8 protein-coding genes are annotated in these 18262 nt (G+C 46.4%); 5 read left to right on the top strand and 3 right to left on the bottom strand.

The window, feature by feature from the left end:
* Window positions 1-9: 9 nt before the first annotated feature.
* Together QUA57_RS21675 and QUA57_RS21670 are read right to left on the bottom strand one after the other, a co-directional pair.
* Window positions 10-570: a Uma2 family endonuclease gene (locus QUA57_RS21675; RefSeq protein WP_333063526.1), complete on the bottom strand. Its 561-nt coding sequence runs from the start codon at window positions 568-570 to the stop codon at window positions 10-12.
* Window positions 571-677: 107 nt separating this feature from the next.
* Window positions 678-2465 (bottom strand): EamA family transporter, encoded by a 1788-nt coding sequence (locus tag QUA57_RS21670; RefSeq protein WP_333063528.1) that lies wholly within the window; start codon window positions 2463-2465, stop codon window positions 678-680.
* A 343-nt stretch (window positions 2466-2808) separates the two neighbouring features.
* On the opposite strand from QUA57_RS21670, the gene QUA57_RS21665 reads away from it, so the two are divergent.
* Together QUA57_RS21665 and QUA57_RS21660 are read left to right on the top strand one after the other, a co-directional pair.
* Window positions 2809-6339, top strand: a complete 3531-nt coding sequence (locus QUA57_RS21665; RefSeq protein ID WP_333063529.1) for an amino acid adenylation domain-containing protein — start codon at window positions 2809-2811, stop codon at window positions 6337-6339.
* 231 nt (window positions 6340-6570) lie between these two features.
* Window positions 6571-7668 carry a HAMP domain-containing sensor histidine kinase gene (locus QUA57_RS21660; RefSeq protein ID WP_333063530.1) on the top strand — a complete coding sequence of 366 codons (1098 nt, stop codon included), beginning with the start codon at window positions 6571-6573 and terminating at the stop codon, window positions 7666-7668.
* Window positions 7669-7744: 76 nt separating this feature from the next.
* Here QUA57_RS21660 and QUA57_RS21655 read toward each other — a convergent pair whose 3' ends face one another.
* The gene (locus QUA57_RS21655) at window positions 7745-8854 is read right to left on the bottom strand and encodes an alpha/beta hydrolase (protein WP_333063531.1); all 1110 of its coding nucleotides are present in this window, start codon (window positions 8852-8854) and stop codon (window positions 7745-7747) included.
* Between the two features lie 154 nt (window positions 8855-9008).
* Here QUA57_RS21655 and QUA57_RS21650 point away from each other — a divergent pair, with 154 nt between their 5' ends.
* The 3 genes from QUA57_RS21650 (at window position 9009) to QUA57_RS21640 (ending at window position 18210) form a co-directional block, all read left to right on the top strand.
* A complete protein-coding gene (locus tag QUA57_RS21650) occupies window positions 9009-13817 on the top strand; it encodes an amino acid adenylation domain-containing protein (protein WP_333063532.1) in 4809 nt (1602 codons plus the stop codon).
* 37 nt (window positions 13818-13854) lie between these two features.
* The gene (locus tag QUA57_RS21645) at window positions 13855-17928 is read left to right on the top strand and encodes an amino acid adenylation domain-containing protein (RefSeq protein WP_333063533.1); all 4074 of its coding nucleotides are present in this window, start codon (window positions 13855-13857) and stop codon (window positions 17926-17928) included.
* Window positions 17929-18051: 123 nt separating this feature from the next.
* Complete coding sequence (locus tag QUA57_RS21640) at window positions 18052-18210, top strand: hypothetical protein (RefSeq protein ID WP_333063534.1); 159 nt, start codon at window positions 18052-18054, stop codon at window positions 18208-18210.
* Window positions 18211-18262 lie beyond the last annotated feature (52 nt).

Genomic DNA, 18262 nt, shown 5'->3' with positions numbered 1-18262 from the left:
CTTTTTAACTTAACTAAAACTCAACCAGCTAAAAACTGTTTCAACAGTCAATTCTAACTCAATCCCATTAAGTATGGGCAAATCAGTTGCACCTTCGTACAACTCCACTCTTTGGCCGGAAAATACCGCTAAAACACTTTCTTCTTCTGGAATCATTAACCACCCCAATTCAGTGCCTTGTTGCGAACAAGCAAGTAATTTAGCAAGCACTTTTGTTTGGCTTTGTTCGGGAGAAAGAATTTCAATCGCCCAGTCTGGATAAATTTCAAAGCGGTTAGCAATTCTACCCGATGGTAGAAAAGGAATTCTTTCCCACCGGAATACTGCTACATCTGGGACGAGTGATACACCGCCGAAAGTGCAACGCAACTCTGGAAAAGCAGAAGCAATCTTTGGTGTTTCGACTATTTGGTTGATGACATTGCAAAGCTTACCTTGCAATCTGCTATGTTCACCTTGAGGCATGGGTTTTTGAATGATTTCTTTGTTGATATATTCGCAAGCTGGCTCCGTTTCTGGAAGTTTGAGGAACTCCTCTAAGTTGGGCGTTATTTTAATGACTGTAGTCATAGGTAAAGTAGATTTTAGATTTTAGATTTTAAATGGGATAGATATCAGAACCCCGACTGTTTAAAAGTCGGGGTTCTGATATCTATTATGAAGGACAAATTCTTGCCTTAACTAGCCTTCTTTTGAGGAGCGACTATGCGTTCCACACTCATAGCAGCCACGCTCAACGTCACCACAGCCATGCCGAGAATTGCCACAGGCTGTAACTTCTCATTGATAATTAGAAAACCGAAGAGTGCGGTCATTGCCGGCCCCAAAGTGCCAATTACTGACGCTAAGGCTGCCCCCGCAAAGCGGATGGCAAAATTATTCAAAAGATAGCTAAACAGCGTCAGCACCCCTAAAACAACACCTCCCAAAATCAAACCCGGCCAAACATTTTGGTCGATTTTAGGAGCAAAATTGTCCGACAGCGGCACCCACAAACTCAGGGCGGAAAATACAAAAATCGCGGCGAAATTAACTAAACTAAAAGGAATTGGGTGCAACTTGCCCGCGGCCATTTGCGTCAGCAATACGTAACCTGCAAAGGTAATCCCAGAAGCTAGTGCAGCCGTGACTCCCACCCCGACATTGCCGCCGCCCGGAGCTGGGGCCGCAAAACTCGGCCACCCAGCTAAAATCAGACCTGCGGTAATCCCGACTATCGCCAAAAAGCCGACTGTGCTGGGGCGAGAACCAAACAATATCCAAGAACCTAGTACGGTGACGATCGGATAAATAAAGAAAATCGTAATCGCAATCCCCGCCGGAATATTGCCGATCGCCAAATAAATCAAAACCTGAGACAAAAACAGAAAAAATGCGCTTCCTAAAACCTTACTCCACAAAGCTCGATCGCCCGACTGGAACAACCGCCTAATATCTTTCCACACAGAAGGATACAGAAATGTCGCCAATATCGGCATCAAAGCCATCACCACGATCAGCCGCATCAACAAAATCAACAAAGAATTTCCAAAACCCGGAGTCACCACCCCCGGAAATTCAAACAAACCAAAAACCACCCGAGGATTTTTGCCTTTAATCAGAATTCTCAAACAAACATTAAACAGCGACAATACCACCGCCGAAGACAAAGCCAGCACCAAACCTGTCTGCACTTGAGAAGCTACTTTAGCGGGTGCCGTCGGTGGCGCTGAAGAAGGCTGTGGAACGGGTTCTCGCGGCGTTTCCACAGGTGTTGGCGGCAGAAGTTGCGGGCGGACAGAATTAACAGAATTAACAGAATTAGTTGATTCCTCGACATAGGAATCTTGAGCATCGAAAGGATTCTCAAGATATTCTTCTTCTGATTCGAGTTCTTCCCTGATGCGGTTTACGAGATTTTGTAACAGCTCTTCCCCTTGCAGTTCCAGGGTTTTCATGTTATTGAGCCGCACGGAAAGCTCGCTTTCGTAACTCGTTAAATCTTGTTCCAGCATCTGGAAACTGCGATCGATCCTTTCATCCAGCGCCGCCAGCAACTGCGAGGCTCGTTCGTCGTAGTTGCTCGGCGGCAGGGGTATCGGGAACTCGCCGCTGGGAATCGGGCTGCTGAGAGAATTTCCCGAGTTAGCGCTGAGTTCGTTGAACCGCTGCACCAACAAATCCTGCAAATTGTGAGCCAAAACTTGAGCCAACTGCTTCAGCCACAATTGCTGCTGCTGAATGTATCGCCCCGACAGAGATTCCATTTGCTGAGACTGCAATTTGCGATATTGCTCCCGGAGGTCTTCAATATCTTCAATCAGGTGATTTTTTTCAGTTTGCAGCCGAGTAATGTCTTGATTTAACTGGCCTTTGACATTTTCATGCAAAGCGTCCAGTTCTTGCATTACTGAGTGGAGGACTTCTTCTGCTGATTGTGCATCCTCTGGCTCGCCCTTTGACGAGTATACGTTCCGCTGCGCCATTAGCCTATAACCTCTAATTTAAACTGCACGTTCAGTGTTCTTAAGTATTGTGACAAATCAGGTCGCAAGTTCTAGTGAGTGGCTCTAAAAGATTGCGGACACTGTTGAATCAATAGTAGTCGCTAAGCTACAAATGTGAGAAAATTGCGTGAAGCAAAGCTATCCGGCAGGGAATCGCCCCAAGAACACTTTGTGCAATTAGAAATCATACTACAGCTTGACCTCTCCACCGATTGCTCCCGGTAATTCTCGCATCTAACTCACCCGATTGCACCCGAATCACAAGCCTAAGAGGCCCTTCCGCGACTAAATTTGATTGGGGGGTCGCACTCCTAGCCCCTCAATGGATAACTTGATGCTGCGGCCAGAAATCCGGTTTCTTTTGCCCGCCTTTCTCCCGCACTCCCGCACCCAGGTTTATGATTTTAACAGTTCCGATCTTTTGCTCGCGAAAGTTTTAAGAGGCGATCGCACCCTGAAAAAGCCACCCCCGCGCCATCCAAAAATTAACACATCTCATCCCCCAACAGCAACAGATATGGCATCCGAAATTTATGACAATTCCTTTACAAAGGATATAGAAAAACTGAATATTTCCTCAGAAGGCGAAGTCTTTGTCTTTCCCGCCTCATTTGCCCAGCAGCGCTTGTGGTTTCTCGACCAATTCGCACCGGAAAACCCTTTCTACAATGTAGTAACAGCACTGCGCTTAACTGGTTCCCTCAACTTAACAGCCTTAGAGCAAACCTTCAACGAAATAGTGCAGCGCCACGAAACTTTGCGAACCACTTTTGCCACCGTATCAGGGCAACCAGTGCAGATAATCTCTCCCGCTTTTAAGACTAATTTAAAAGTATTAGACTTGCAAGATTTGCCACCAGAACAACGGCAAACAGAAGCAAAGAAACTCTCTGCAGCCGAATCTCTTCGCCCTTTCAATTTATCCACAGGACCGCTGATGCGAGTCACCATCCTGCGGCTGAAAGAAACAGAGCATATTCTCTTGCTAAATATGCACCACATAGCCTCCGATGATTGGTCGATCGGGGTACTAATTCGAGAACTGGAAGCTATCTATACAGCTTTGATAAATCAACAGCCATCTCCCCTACCAGAATTATCACTTCAATATGCCGACTTTGCCGAGTGGCAGCGCGAATGGTTGCAAGGTGAAGTATTAGAAACTCAGCTAGCTTATTGGCGGCAGCAATTGCACGGGATTTCGGCGTTAAATTTGCCTACAGATCGCCCTGCACCACCTATGCAAAATTATCGGGGAAAAACTCAATATTTAGAACTGCCTAAAAAGCTGAAAAACGCACTTTTAGCGCTCTCGCAGCGAGAAGGAGCGACTTTATTTATGACAGTGCTCGCAGCATTTCAAACTTTGCTTTACCGTTACTCGCAACAAGAAGATATTGTTGTCGGTTCGCCGATTGCCAATCGCAACCGCAGTGAAATAGAAGCATTAATCGGTTTTTTTGTTAATACTTTAGTGCTGCGAACAGACTGCTCGGGAAACCCGACATTTCGAGATTTTTTGGGCCGGGTGCGGGAAGTAACCCTGGGAGCTTACGCTCACCAAGACTTGCCTTTTGAGAAGCTAGTCGAGGAATTGCACCCAGAGCGATCGTTGAATCGCCACCCGCTGTTTCAGGTGGTATTCGGACTGCAAAATTCGCCTGTGGACGAGCTAGAATTGCCCGAATTAAAGTTGAGTTCTTTTCCTTTGGAGACTCAAACAACGCGCTTTGATTTAGAGCTGTATTTGTGGGAAGCTTCCGATAACTTTAGGAGCAGTTACGGCGAACATTGGGAAGATTCGGAAGGCCTCAGAGGCTTAGCTGTGTACAATACGGATTTATTTGATGAAGTTACGATCGCCCGAATGCTGAGGCATTTTAAAACGCTGCTGGAAAGCATTGTGGCTAATCCAGAACAAAGAATCGCTAACTTACCTTTATTGAGCGAGGATGAAGTGAATCAATTATTCAAAGAATGGAACGATACTCGGACAGATTATCCTCAAAATAAGTGCATTCATCAGTTATTTGAAGAGCGAGTTGAGCAGCATCTGGAGGATGTCGCCCTAACTTTCGACAGCCAGCACCTGACTTACAGAGAACTTAACAGTCGCAGCAACCAACTGGCGCGCTACCTGCAAAAAATGGGCGTGGGGGCGGAGGTTTTAGTGGGGCTTTGTGCAGAGCGATCGATCGACCTAATTGTCGGGATGTTGGCTGTACTGAAAGCGGGAGGAGCTTACCTACCGTTAGATCCGAGCTATCCGCGCGATCGGCTAAACTTGATGCTGGAAGATGCTCAAGTTAAAGTCTTGCTAATTCAAGATAAATTGATTGAGAATTTCCGAGACTTCTCAAACTCGGTGATTTACTTCGATCGCGACTGGGAAGACATAGCCAAAGAAAGCGCCGAAAATCCCGCCAACACCGCAACAGCAGACAACCTAGCTTACGTTATTTACACATCTGGATCTACAGGAAAACCCAAGGGAGTTGCTGTCACCCACAAAGCAGTAAATCGGCTGGTACTCAACACCAACTATATAAAAATAGAACCTACCGATAAAATTGCCCAAGCATCAAACGCTTCATTCGATGCAGCCACATTCGAGATTTGGGGAGCCTTGCTTAACGGCGCTCAACTCGTGGGAATTAGCACAAATATTACCCTTTCGCCTCACGATTTAGCCTTAGAACTGCGCCAACAAGGAATCACAGTTTTGTTTTTAACAACTGCCTTGTTTCAACAAATTGCTAGAGTTTTACCGCAAGCTTTTAATTCGCTGCGCTGCTTGCTATTTGGCGGAGAAGCGGTCGATAGGAGATGGGTTAAAAAAGTTATAAAACAGGCGCAAACTACTCAATTAATTCACGTTTACGGGCCTACAGAAAATACCACATTTTCGGCTTATTATTGCGTGCAAGACGTACCCGAAACCGCAACATCTATCCCCATCGGCCGCCCGATCGCCAACACGCAAATTTATCTCCTCGATGCGGATTTGCAGCCGGTGGCGATCGGTGTTATAGGTCAATTGTACGTCGGCGGTGACGGATTGGCGAAAGGCTACCTCAACCAGCCTGATTTAACTGCTGCTGCATTCATTCCCAATCCTTTTAGCAATAAATCTGGTTCTAGCCTTTATAAAACAGGTGATTTAGGCCGCTATTTAGCTGACGGCAACATCGAGTTTTTAGGCCGCGTTGACGACCAAGTAAAAATTCGAGGCTATCGCATCGAATTGGGAGAAATTGAAGCGGCTTTGTGCCAGCATCCACAAGTGCGCGAAGCAGTAGTAATCGTCAGGGAAGACATCCCCGACGATAAACATTTGGTAGCTTATGTTGTTCCTGACGGCATTAATAAACAATTAGAAATTCCCAATCTCAAGTCCAGTGAATTGCGCCAATTTTTGAAAGAAAAGTTACCAGGATATATGGTTCCTGCAACTTATGCAGTATTGGAGAATATGCCACTGACGCCTAATGGCAAAGTAGACCGCCGCGCCTTGCCCGATATAGATACAGATAGCGAGGATATAACAGAAAACTATGTAGCGCCTCGGACCGATATCGAAAAGGCGATCGGGAAAATTTGGGCTAAAGTTTTGGGAAAACAGCAGGTTAGTATCTATGATAATTTCTTTGAACTAGGCGGGCATTCCCTGCTAGCAACTCAGTTGATTTCTCGCATCCGAGACGCTTTGCAAGTCGAGTTATCGGTCAGCAATTTTTTTGAGGCTCCGACTGTGGCGAGTCTGGCCAAATACATTGAAACAATGCGCTGGGCAGCGACTGGTTTGGATACTCCCAGAACAGACGAAAATGAGCGCGAAGATGTGGAATTTTAAGGGCTTACATAATTGGATGATTTTGATTGTTTTTTGGCATTTGCCTGTCGGTAGAAATTACCGCAATGGAAACTTATATTCAAGTCTGCTTCACGAGGAGATGTAGACCTGTTACTTGCTAACCTCCTAAAGGCTGAGGCTGCCTATATACTTGCAAAATTGCTTGCAGGGCATTAAAAATAAGGGAGAAAATGTTTTCTCAACAGCCAGTCATCAAGAAAATCCGAAACGATGTCCAACCAAGCGTCTGACCGTCTTAAACAAAATGCTGAAAAAATTATGCGGATGTGGGAGAAGCGGGCGCGTGAGGAAGTCAGCGCATCAACGCATCAAGATTCTCTTGTCTTGCAAGATTCCCTACCTCTCTACTTAAACCAACTGGTAGATGAACTCTCAAACAGAATTGTCAGGACATCTGCCCGAATTACAGCCGACGAGGTAGAAAGTACACGGATTGGCAAGCTGCATGGGCATGAACGGGCGGGGTATGCGGACTACTCCATGAGTCACCTCATTTTCGAGTATCACCTCCTCCGTCAAGTAATATTTCAAGTTTTAGAAGAAGAAGCACCTTTGGAAGTGCAGGATAGAGACATTATTATCGGCTCCATTGAGCAAGCCGTTAATGACGCGGCTACTCAATTCTCCGAAACGCTGCGAGATATTCAAGAACTATTTATGGTGACGTTAACTCACGACCTCAGAAATCCCATCAATGTCGTAAAAATGGGAACTCAACTAACTCTGCGGCGGCTGGAACGAGGAGATACCAACACGGATGTGGCCGCAAGGATGCTCAATGCGATCAATCGGCTGGATTCGATGATTCAAAATCTGCTTGATGCGAGTCGGCTGCGGGCAGGGCAGAGCTTAAAGATTGAATTTGAAGAATGCGATTTTGTGATGCTAGTCCAAGAGGTGGTAGAAGATTTGAGCTTCGCGTATGGAGAGCGGTTTGTTGTAGTCTCTAATTCTGAAATGAGGACTTTTTGCAGCCGTAAAGAAATACGGCGGGTGATTGAAAATTTAGCAATTAACGCTGTGAAATATGGTGCGCCTAGTACGCCTATTACACTCACGCTCCAGCAAACTGAAACGCAGATCAGCCTTACTATCCATAATGAAGGCGATCCGATCGCCCTAGACGCTCAATCCATCCTCTTTCAACAATTTCGTCGAACCATTGGTGCTGAGGAGCAAACCGGCTGGGGATTAGGATTATTTTTAGCAAAGAGTATTATTGAAGCCCATAAAGGGACACTTACGGTTGAAAGTGTAGAGGGCAAGGGGACAAGCTTTATTATCACTTTATCAAAGATTCTTCTTTAGTTCGGTACATTAAGACTAAGAAGAAAAATAGGGTATCCCCAGCCAGAACCTACAGGATTTTAACTCACATTTTTAGTCACGAAATTTCAGTGCAGAATGCCCTGACAGCTTCGGCAAACTGCTGGTTATGTTCCATTAATGCCATGTGTCCTCCTTTCTGTATAGTAACTAGCTCTGCTTGAGGTAATTCTGCTTTCATTCGCAGGCTAGCTGGGGGGGTAGTGGCAATATCTGAATCGCCGCATATCACCAACACAGGAATGTCAATCGATCGCAAAGTTTTTGTTTCGTCAAATTTGAGCATTCCCAATGTGCCGCGAGCGAGAACGCCGGGAGAACCCAAGGCTGATAAGAAAGCGGAAAACTCTAATTGACCGCGCGTTTCAGTGCCTTTAAATCCCGATAATTCTACACTGATGTGCAGTGAACCATTGAGATAGCTCAGCCAAGTCATTCCCCACATAATCGGTTCAAGAGCTATTGTGAGATAGAGGATAGGTTGAAGCAGCGGCTTCTGCAAAGCGCGTAATAAACCGCTAAAAATAGCGGTTTTGACGGGATTAGTATAAGTGGTATCTACCAGAATTAAACCCGCTACTCGACTACCGAGAAGTTCTGGAAACAGCCGACTGAATGTTAGAGCAATCATGCCGCCCATGCTGTGTCCGAGTAGGATAACAGGTTTATTTCCTGCTATGGCAATGACGGCTTCGAGATCGCGGGCAAATTTTTCTAGGGAGTAGTCGCTGTTTTTTGGTCGAGTGGATTTCCCCAAACCTGGAAGATCCCAAACAATCACTCGGAAGCGATCGCTTAGTTGCCGTTTCGCGTAATACCAAACCATACTGTTGGGCCCCCAACCATGGGAGAGGATAATCGGCTGTCCGTCCTCTGGGCCGTAGAATTCTACTTGTAAAATAGTGCCATCAGGTCTCTCTACTCGCTGAACCGTACCCGTCCGCGTCGGCTTCGGTTCGTCAGCACCGGGGCGGCGGAACAGCGGCAAACTGATAAAGCGGCCGCCAACAGACCAAAGAAGCATTAAGATTCCGCTGACTAAGTAGGAAATCCCTACAAGTTCGCCGATGTACCATTCGTAAATAATGTATATACCTGCGCCAAGTACCCCGATGGACAGCAGTCCCACCAGCCATAGGAACAGGAAATTGAAAGGCATGAACGGCATAAGCTGAAACCTTGGGTAGGATTTTGGTTGCGGATTCAAACAGAATCATACTCAGGTTAGGCCACAGTAAGCAAGCGATCGGTTAAGCTCTTAACTTGTGCGCTGGTGGAATTTCTTTGATTGATTTGCCCAAGTAATGACAGGATGACTCAAAATGCCCGATCCAAAAATAGCGAGTTCATCGCCAAATGCCAGAGATTCTGTCAGGGGGGAGTTAGTTGAGTTTTTATCTTACCTTCGCAGTCTAGATATTAATATTTTTGTTGAGGGCGAGATCCTGCGCTGCAACGCTCCCGAAGGAATTCTTACACCCGAACTGCGCGCCCAAATTTCTCAGAAAAAAGCCGAAATTATTTCATTTTTAAAAGCAGCTAATCTTACTTCTAGTTTCACTCCTACACCGATTTTTCCTATGGGGCGGGACGGAAATCTACCGCTTTCCTTTGCACAGCAGCGCTTGTGGTTTCTCGACCAATTAGTACCGAACAATCCCTTCTATAATGTTCCCGCAGCCTTGCGTTTGACAGGTTCGATCAATTTTTCGGCGCTGCAACAAACCTTCAATGAAATTGTGCGCCGCCACGAAGCTTTACGCACGACTTTAGCAGTAGTTTCGGGGCAACCTGTTCAGAGAATAGCTGCTGCTTTCCACCTCCCGATTAATGTAGTGGAATTGCGAAACTTGCCAAAGGAATCTCGACAAACTGAAGCAAACAGGCTCACCGCCCAGGAAGCTCAACGCTCTTTCAATTTGTCCAATGACTTGTTGCTGCGAGTCACATTATTGCAGTTAGATGATGCCGAATATTTACTAATGCTGAATATGCACCACATTGTCTCCGATGGTTGGTCTATCGGAGTGCTAATTCAGGAATTAGGCGCACTTTACACGGCATTTGCTAGCGAAAAACCTTCGCCTTTACCGGCTTTGTCGGTCCAGTACGCTGATTTTGCCAAATGGCAGCGCGAATGGCTGCAAGGGGAAGTTTTAGAAACGCAGCTTGCTTACTGGAGACAGCAGTTAAACGGCATTTCTATGCTAAATTTGCCTGCGGATCGACCCAGGCCAGCAATTCAAAGTTACCGAGGCAAAAGGCAATTTTTGCAACTGCCAAAACAACTGAGCGAGGCTTTAGAAACGTTGAGCCAGCGCGAAGGAGTGACGCTGTTTATGACAATGCTGGCAGCTTTTAAAACGTTGCTTTACCATTACGCGCAGCAAGAAGATATTGTTGTAGGTTCGCCGATCGCCAATCGCAACCGCAGTGAGATTGAAGCATTAATCGGTTTTTTTGTCAACAGTTTGGTGCTGCGTACAGATTTGTCGGGAAATCCAACTTTTCGGGAACTTTTAAACCGAGTTAAAGAGGTAGCATTAGGAGCTTACGCTCACCAAGATTTGCCGTTTGAGAAGTTAGTAGAAGAACTGCACCCCGATCGCGCGTTGAACCAAAATCCCTTATTTCAGGTGGCGTTTGCGCTGCAAAACGCGCCGGGGAATCAGTTAGAATTGCCAGAATTAACACTCAGCCCGCAGCAGTTAGATGTGGGTACAGCGCGGTTTGATTTGGAGTTTCATTTGTGGGAGCGATCGCCCAACAGCTCGGGAAGCAACCAATCGCCCAGCAATAAGCTGTGGGTTGATAGCTCCGAGGGTATCAGCGGCATGGTTATTTACAGCGCCGATTTATTTGATGAAGCTACGATTACCCGCCTGATCGGGCATTTTCAAACCTTGTTAGAAAGGATTGTTACAAATCCCGAACAGCGCATAGCAAACTTGCAATATTTGAGCGCCCAAGAGCGCGATCGTTTGTTAGTTGAATGCAACAATACTCAGGCAGATTATCCGCAAGATTTGTGCATCCATCAGCTATTTGAAAAGCAAGCCGATCGGACACCGGATGCGGTGGCGCTGGTATTTGGAGATGAGCGAGTCACCTATCGAGAGCTAAATCTCCGCAGCAACCAACTAGCACGTTATTTGCAAAAAATGGGGGTTGGGGCGGAAGTTTTAGTCGGGCTTTGCTGCGGGCGATCGCTCGATCTGATCCTGGGGATGTTGGGTATCCTGAAAGCGGGAGGAGCTTACTTAATTTTAGATCCGAGCTATCCTGCTGAGCGATCGAGCTTTATGCTAAAAGATGCTCAATTATCTGTTGTGTTAACTCAGCAGCAATGGATAGAGAATTTGCGCTCGCCCAATTTACAGATAATTTGTTTAGACACAGAATGGGAGATGATTTCCCAAGAAATCGCCGACAATCCCACCAGCGCAGCCACAGCCGAAAATCTGGTTTACGCGATTTACACCTCCGGGTCCACGGGAAAGCCGAAAGGAGTTGAAATTGAGCACGCGAGCTTGTTAAATCTCGTTTTTTGGCATCAAAGAGAGTTTGGGGTGTCAGCGGGCGATCGGGCAACGCAAATTGCAGCGATCGGCTTTGATGCTTGCGGGTGGGAAATTTGGCCTTATCTCGCCGCGGGATCTAGCATCTACTTTCCAGAAGATGACATCAGGCGAGATCCTGAAAAACTGCAAAACTGGTTAGTATCAAACGCCATTACAATTAGCTTTTTGCCAACACCTTTAGCCGACAAAGTTTTGCTATTAGATTGGCCTCAAACAACAGCGTTGCGAATCTTGCTCGCAGGCGGCGAAAAACTGCAACAACATCCTTTAAAATCCCATCCATTTAAGCTAGTAAATAATTACGGCCCAACCGAGAATACCGTCGTCACAACTTCCGGTTATATTCCTGTAACAGAGCAAACAGACATCGCCCCGACAATTGGCCGCCCCATTGCTAACACTCAAATCTACATATTAGACAAATATTTGCAGCCCGTACCAGTGGGCGTTGTTGGCGAATTGTACATCGGCGGAAACGGACTCGCTCGCGGCTACCTCAACCGCCCAGATTTAACCGCACAAAGCTTTATTGTCAATCCTTTTAAACCAAATTCAGGAGAGCGAATTTACAAAACCGGCGACTTAGTGCGCTACAGAGGCGATCGCAGCCTTGAATTTTTGGGACGCATTGACGAACAAGTAAAAATTCGCGGTTTCCGCATCGAATTAGGAGAAATCGAGACAGTATTAACTCAACATCCCGCCGTGCAGCAAACTGTAGCAATAGCTTCGGAAGATGGACAGGGAGATAAACGTTTAGTAGCTTATATTGCCCTGAATCCTGAATATAGCGTTGCCCGCGAAAAAAACCAAATAATGCAATTGCAGGACGAACAGGTTTTGCAGTGGCAAATGCTCTACAATGAAACTTACAATCAACCTGCTGTTGACTCAGATCCCACCTTTAATATTGTCGGCTGGAATAGCAGTTATACTAATCAACCAATCCCAGCAGAACAGATACGCGACTGGGCGAAAAATCAAGCCGCCCAAATTTTAGCTTTGCAGCCTAGCCGAGTGTTAGAAATTGGCTGCGGCACAGGTTTGTTGCTGTTCCAAATTGCCTCTCGCTGCACTCAATATTGCGGCACAGACTTTTCACCTATTTCGCTCAACTATATTCAGCAGCACTTGGCAAACCAACAGTTAGCTAATGTAACGTTGCTTCAGAAAATGGCGACTGATTTTGAAGGAGTAGAGACAGCAGCTTTTGACGCAGTAATTCTCAACTCTGTCGTGCAATATTTCCCGCATATCGACTATCTCGTGCAGGTGCTAGAAGGTGCGGTCAAAGCAACTGCCCCCGGCGGCTTTATATTCATCGGAGATGTCCGCAGCTTGCCGTTGCTGGCAGCTTTCCACGCTTCCGTACAACTGTATCAAGCCGAACCTTCTCTCACGTGCGAACAGTTGCAGCAGCGAGTACAAATGCAAATTTTTCAAGAAACAGAGTTAGTTATTGAACCAGATTTTTTTAGCGCATTAAAACACCGCTTTCCGCAGATTGACGGCGTAGAAATTCAATTAATTCGCGGTAGCGATCGCAATGAGTTAACTGATTTTCGGTACAATGCTATTTTGCATATTGCGTCGGAAACAGCACGCCCCAAATCATCGCCAAAAGGGGAGTGCGGCGCCGAAAAACGGCTGGATTGGTTGGATGAAAATCAGAATCTGACTGTTACCAAGGTGCAAGAAATATTATTGCAAAATCAACTCGATCTTTTAAGAATTGCTAATGTGCCTAATGCGCGGGTAACGGCAGCAGTTAAGGCGGCCGAGTTGCTGTCTGTTGTCGATAAATTTTCAACTGCAGGTCAGTTGCAGAAAGCCGTGGAAAAAGTCGAGGATTTAGGAGTCGATCCCGAAGCGTGGTATGCTTTGGAAGTTCCGTATAATGTTAATATTAGTTGGTCTAATTCCGACGGTCAAGGGCGCTACGATGTGGTGTTTGCACGGGGCGAAATTAGAGATTTTGTGCCAGAAACCCGAAGCGATAACTTGCGTCCTTGGCGCTCTTATGCTAACAATCCCTTACAAGCTAAAGCAGCACGGAAATTAGTGCCGCAGTTGCAGGCTTTTCTAGCAGAAAAACTGCCGGAATATATGGTTCCGTCGGCTTTTGTGGTGCTGGAGTCGCTACCTGTGACGGCTAACGGAAAGGTCGATCGCCTCGCTTTGCCTGCACCGGAGCCGATTAAGTTAGAATGGGCTGGCAGTTATGTTGCGCCTCAGACTTCTATTGAGGAAGTTTTAGTGAAAATTTGGGCTGAGGTTTTGGGGATAAAGCGAGTGGGTATCCGGGACAATTTCTTTGAATTAGGAGGCCATTCGCTGCTGGCGACTCAGCTTGTTTCTAGAGTGCGAGATGCTTTCGGGGTAGAGTTGCCTTTGCGCCGGGTTTTTGAAGCGCCGACAATTGCAGAATTATCTAAGATTGTGGAAAATTTAAAAGACAGCGATGCTAATATTAAAGCTCCTGCCTTAGTGGCGATTTCTCGGAACAGTCGGCGGATGAAACTATCCTCTTTTAATCAAGAAAGTAAATAAAAATTAGGACGGTAGAACGGGTGCAATTTCGATAAATATGCAGCAAGAAACAGAAGTTTTCGTCTTCCCCGCATCGTTTGCTCAGCAGCGGCTTTGGTTCCTCAATCAATTAGCACCGGGTAATCCTTTTTACAATGTCTCAGCAGCGCTCCGCTTAACTGGTTCGCTCAACTTAAGATGCTTAGAGCAAACTTTCAATGAAATTGTGCAGCGGCACGAAACTTTACGCACTACTTTTACGCTTTTGGAAGGGGAACTCGTACAAGTTATTGCTCCCTTTTTAACCGTATCTCTCCCCACAATCGACTTACAAAATCTTTCGCCAACTCAGCAGGAAACCGCAGCGCTGCAACTCGCAACCGATGCAGCGCAATGCCCTTTCGATTTAGCCGCCGGGCCGTTATTTAAAGTAATGCTTTTACAACTGAGTGAAACAGAACATATATTGTTGCTGAATTTACATCATATTGTGGCTGATGGCTGGTCGATTGGAGTGCTAATTCGAGAGCTGGGAACGCTCTACACAGCATTTGTAAAAAATGGGATCTCGCACTTACCAGCACTGCCCGTGCAGTACGCCGACTTTGCAGAATGGCAGCACCAATGGTTGCAGGGCGAAGTATTAGAAACCCAGTTAGCTTATTGGCGGCAGCAGTTAAACGGAATTACCGCACTAAATCTACCAACAGACAGGCAAAGACCAGCCGTTCCATCCTACCGCGGCGCTAAACAATTTATAACGCTATCACCTGCTTTGAGCGAGGCGCTAAAGTCATTGAGCCAGCAAGAAAGGGCGACTTTATTTATTACTCTACTAGCCGCTTTTCAAACTTTGCTGTACCGCTATACTGGACAAGTAGATATTGCAGTAGGAACGCCGCTCGCCAACCGCAACCTGAGCGAACTAGAAGCATTAATCGGGTTTTTTGTCAACAGTTTGGTGCTGCGTGCAGATTTATCAGGAAATCCAACTTTTCGGGAACTATTGCATCGGGTAAAAAACGTCGCAATGGCAGCCTACGCTCACCAAGATTTGCCCTTCGAGAAGTTGGTTGAGGAAATGCACCCCGATCGCGAGTTGAGCCGCAACCCCCTATTTCAAGTTAGTTTTAGCCTGCAAAACACTCCTGTAGCAGCGCTAGAATTGCCGGGAATCGTTGGAGAGGCGATCGACTTTGACGCGGGAACCGCCAAGCTCGATTTAGAGTGCCACTTGTGGGAAAATGCAGGAAGTATTCAAGGGCAATTTGTCTACAGCACAGACTTATTTGATAGCGGCACAATTGAGCGCATGGCGGGACATTTCCAAACGCTGCTTGAAGCCATTGTTGCCAATCCCAAACACCGCCTCAGCGACTTGGCTTTGCTGACAGCCCCAGAATACCAGCAATTATTAATCGATTGGAATGACACTCAGAGAGATTATCCGCAAAACCAGTGTTTCCATCACCTATTTGAAGAGCGAGTCGCGCGATCGCCCGATGCTGTCGCCGCCGTCTTTGAAAACCAGCAGTTAACCTACCGCCAACTCAGCAGCCAAGCCAACCAACTTGCCCATTACTTGCAGCAATTGGGAGCAGCACCAGAAGTTTTAGTGGGCCTTTGTGTAGAACGTTCCTTAGATGCGATCGTCGGATTGCTAGGTATTATCAAAGCAGGCGCAGCCTACCTGCCTTTAGATCCAACTTATCCTCAAGAGCGGCTTAACTTCATGTTAGAAGATGCTCAGGTGTCGATTTTGGTAACTCAGCAGCACTTAGCACAAAACTTGACGCAGCCGGAAAATTACGGAGTTTTTTCAGTAGTGTGTTTGGACTCCGACAGAGAAATTATCGCCCAACAAAGCCCAGAAAATCCAACTACAAATATCCTACCCGAAAACCTAGCCTACGTCATTTACACATCGGGTTCAACCGGAAAACCCAAAGGCGTTCTAATCGAACATCGGGGACTTTACAACTTAGCCATAGCTCAAATAGAAGCTTTTAACTTAAACTCAAATCACCGCATTTTGCAATTCGCATCCCTGAGCTTTGATGCCTCAATTTTTGAGATTGTCATGGCCTTGGGAACCGGAGCAACACTTTACTGTGCCAAGAAAGAATCTTTGTTGCCCGGACAAACATTAATCCAATTTTTGCAGGACAATGCTATTACCCACGCTACCCTCCCGCCCTCGCTGCTAGCTGTCCTTCCAAACGCCGAACTTCCCGCACTGCAAACAATCATCTGTGCTGGGGAATCCTGTTCCCCGGATATTGTTAAACGCTGGGCTTCCAGGCGCAGATTTTTTAACGCTTACGGCCCTACAGAAGCGACAGTCTGGTCAAGTTTGGCCGAAATTGGCGATTCCCTGGGGGATAGCTTCGCTTCACGCAAAAAACCGCCCATCGGCCGCCCAATAGCTAACACTCAACTCTATATTTTAGATAAAAATTTACAGCCTGTACCCGTGGGAATTCCCGGTGAATTGTACATCGGCGGCAGCGGATTGGCGCGAGGCTACATGAACCGCCCCGAATTAACCGCCCAGCGATTTATTGCTAATCCCTTTAGCCAGAAAGCAGGAGAACGAATTTATAAAACTGGTGACTTAGCTCGCTATTTTCCCGACGGCAATATTGAGTTTTTAGGTCGCACAGACGAACAGGTAAAAATTCGCGGTTATCGAATAGAATTGGGAGAAATTGAAGCGCTGCTGCTTCAGCATCCAGCAGTCAAAGAAACAGCGGCGGTTGCTGCAGATGATTTGTCGGGCAACAAACGCCTAGTTGCTTATGTCGTCCCCAACCACAATCAGACTCTTAATCCTGGGGAACTACGGAATTTCCTCAAACAACAACTGCCCAATTACATGATTCCCAATGCTTTTGTGGCGATGGATTTTCTGCCCCTAACTCCCAATGGCAAAATCGACCGCCTGCGCCTACCTGCACCTGGAAATCTAACTAGCAATTCAATAGATCAAAGCTGCATTGCACCTCGCACACCAACCGAGTCAACCCTCGCCCAAATTTGGGCCACAATCCTCAACGCAGAGTGCGTTGGCATTCGCGACAACTTCTTCGATTTGGGTGGAGATTCCCTGCTGGCAATCCGCCTCATCAATGAGATTAACCAGCAATTTGAGCGCGAGTTGCCGCTGTCTGCTCTTTTTTTAAATCCGACAATTGAAGGTTTAGCCGATTCGCTAAATTCAGGAACAAATTCTCTGAAATGGTCGCCTTTAGTTGCAATTAAGCCTCGCGGTAAAAATCCCCCGTTCTTCTGCGTCCATCCCATCTTTGGCGTCGTATTTCCTTATGTCGAGTTAGCATTTCAGCTAGGAGAAAACCAACCGTTTTACGGGCTGCAACCAAAGGGTATTGACGGCGAAAGTTCTCCGCTAACTAGCATTGAAAACATGGCGGCTGACTACATCGCAGCCTTGCGTACCGTTCAACCAAAAGGGCCTTATTTTTTAGGAGGCTGGTCTTTTGGAGGTTTGGTTGCTTTTGAGATGGCTCAACAGTTGCTCGCAGCCGGGGATGAAGTGGCTTTACTTGCTGTGTTGGATACTTTAGCGCCGGTTTCTGCTAACAAACCTTCTTTTTGGGACGGTTGCAAGTTTATTCTGACTACTGTTTCGCGCTCTATCTGGCCTTTTGTAGTAGATTATTTTCGCTTGGTGGCTACTGCGGAAAATGTTCAAAGTGGCGGTATTGCTGCCAAAATTCCGAAATTAAATAAGATGCTTAATTTGGCAGCTAATTTTTTGCATCGCTGGAATTGGAAACAGGCCGTTATTGTTAGCATCCTATCTCAGGAGTCAAAAGAAAGAAGCTGGCGCGAGCTGGCAATTCCCTCAATGTTTACTGTATTTCAGGCTAACAGTCAAGCAACTCTCAGCTATGTACCGAAAATTTATCCGCAACGAATTACTCTGTTTAGATCGAGGGAAAAGCTAAGCAGGGGTCATCAAGATCCGACTCTTGGCTGGAGCGAGTTAACTACCCAAAGAGTAGAGGTGATTAGGGTTCCTGGGAATCATCTGACTATGCTGAGAAAGCCCTGCGTCGAGGTGCTGGCTCAACAGCTAAAGCATTGCTTGAAGAAGGAATTAAGTGATTGAGGAATCCGCGTGCTTGTGCGTCGAAACCAGGTTTGATGTGGGAAATTATTATTAGTGATGAAGAAGTGGGCAATCTGATGTCCGGTAAAATCACTGTTATTACGTTTGTAGGATGTAAAAAAATTGCGCTCGCCCGAAGAACACTTTTTGCAACTAGAAATCATCATGCAGCGCCACGCCACAGCACTCGAAGCTGAAGTCAGAGCTTTGCAAGCCGCTGACGAAACCGCCCAGTGGCCTCCTGACTGGAAGCGTTGCTATAATTCAATACGGTTCAGTTAAGGCTCAAACCCTGGTAAATTAGGTATTGTTTCCAAAAATGGAGAGTAAGTTA

It is taken from the genome of Microcoleus sp. Pol7_B2, from assembly GCF_036701035.1.
Classification (GTDB): Bacteria; Cyanobacteriota; Cyanobacteriia; order Cyanobacteriales; family Microcoleaceae; genus Microcoleus.
Note: the sequence above shows the minus strand (reverse complement) of the source record. Positions and strands in the feature narration are given on the sequence as shown.

Bases quoted from the DNA above. Each gene is read 5' to 3' on its own strand.
- QUA57_RS21675 (WP_333063526.1), bottom strand. From the start codon at position 570: ATGACTACAGTCATTAAAATAACGCCCAACTTAGAGGAGTTCCTCAAA.
- QUA57_RS21670 (WP_333063528.1), bottom strand. From the start codon at position 2,465: ATGGCGCAGCGGAACGTATACTCGTCAAAGGGCGAGCCAGAGGATGCA.
- QUA57_RS21665 (WP_333063529.1), top strand. From the start codon at position 2,809: ATGGATAACTTGATGCTGCGGCCAGAAATCCGGTTTCTTTTGCCCGCC.
- QUA57_RS21660 (WP_333063530.1), top strand. From the start codon at position 6,571: ATGTCCAACCAAGCGTCTGACCGTCTTAAACAAAATGCTGAAAAAATT.
- QUA57_RS21655 (WP_333063531.1), bottom strand. From the start codon at position 8,854: ATGCCGTTCATGCCTTTCAATTTCCTGTTCCTATGGCTGGTGGGACTG.
- QUA57_RS21650 (WP_333063532.1), top strand. From the start codon at position 9,009: ATGCCCGATCCAAAAATAGCGAGTTCATCGCCAAATGCCAGAGATTCT.
- QUA57_RS21645 (WP_333063533.1), top strand. From the start codon at position 13,855: ATGCAGCAAGAAACAGAAGTTTTCGTCTTCCCCGCATCGTTTGCTCAG.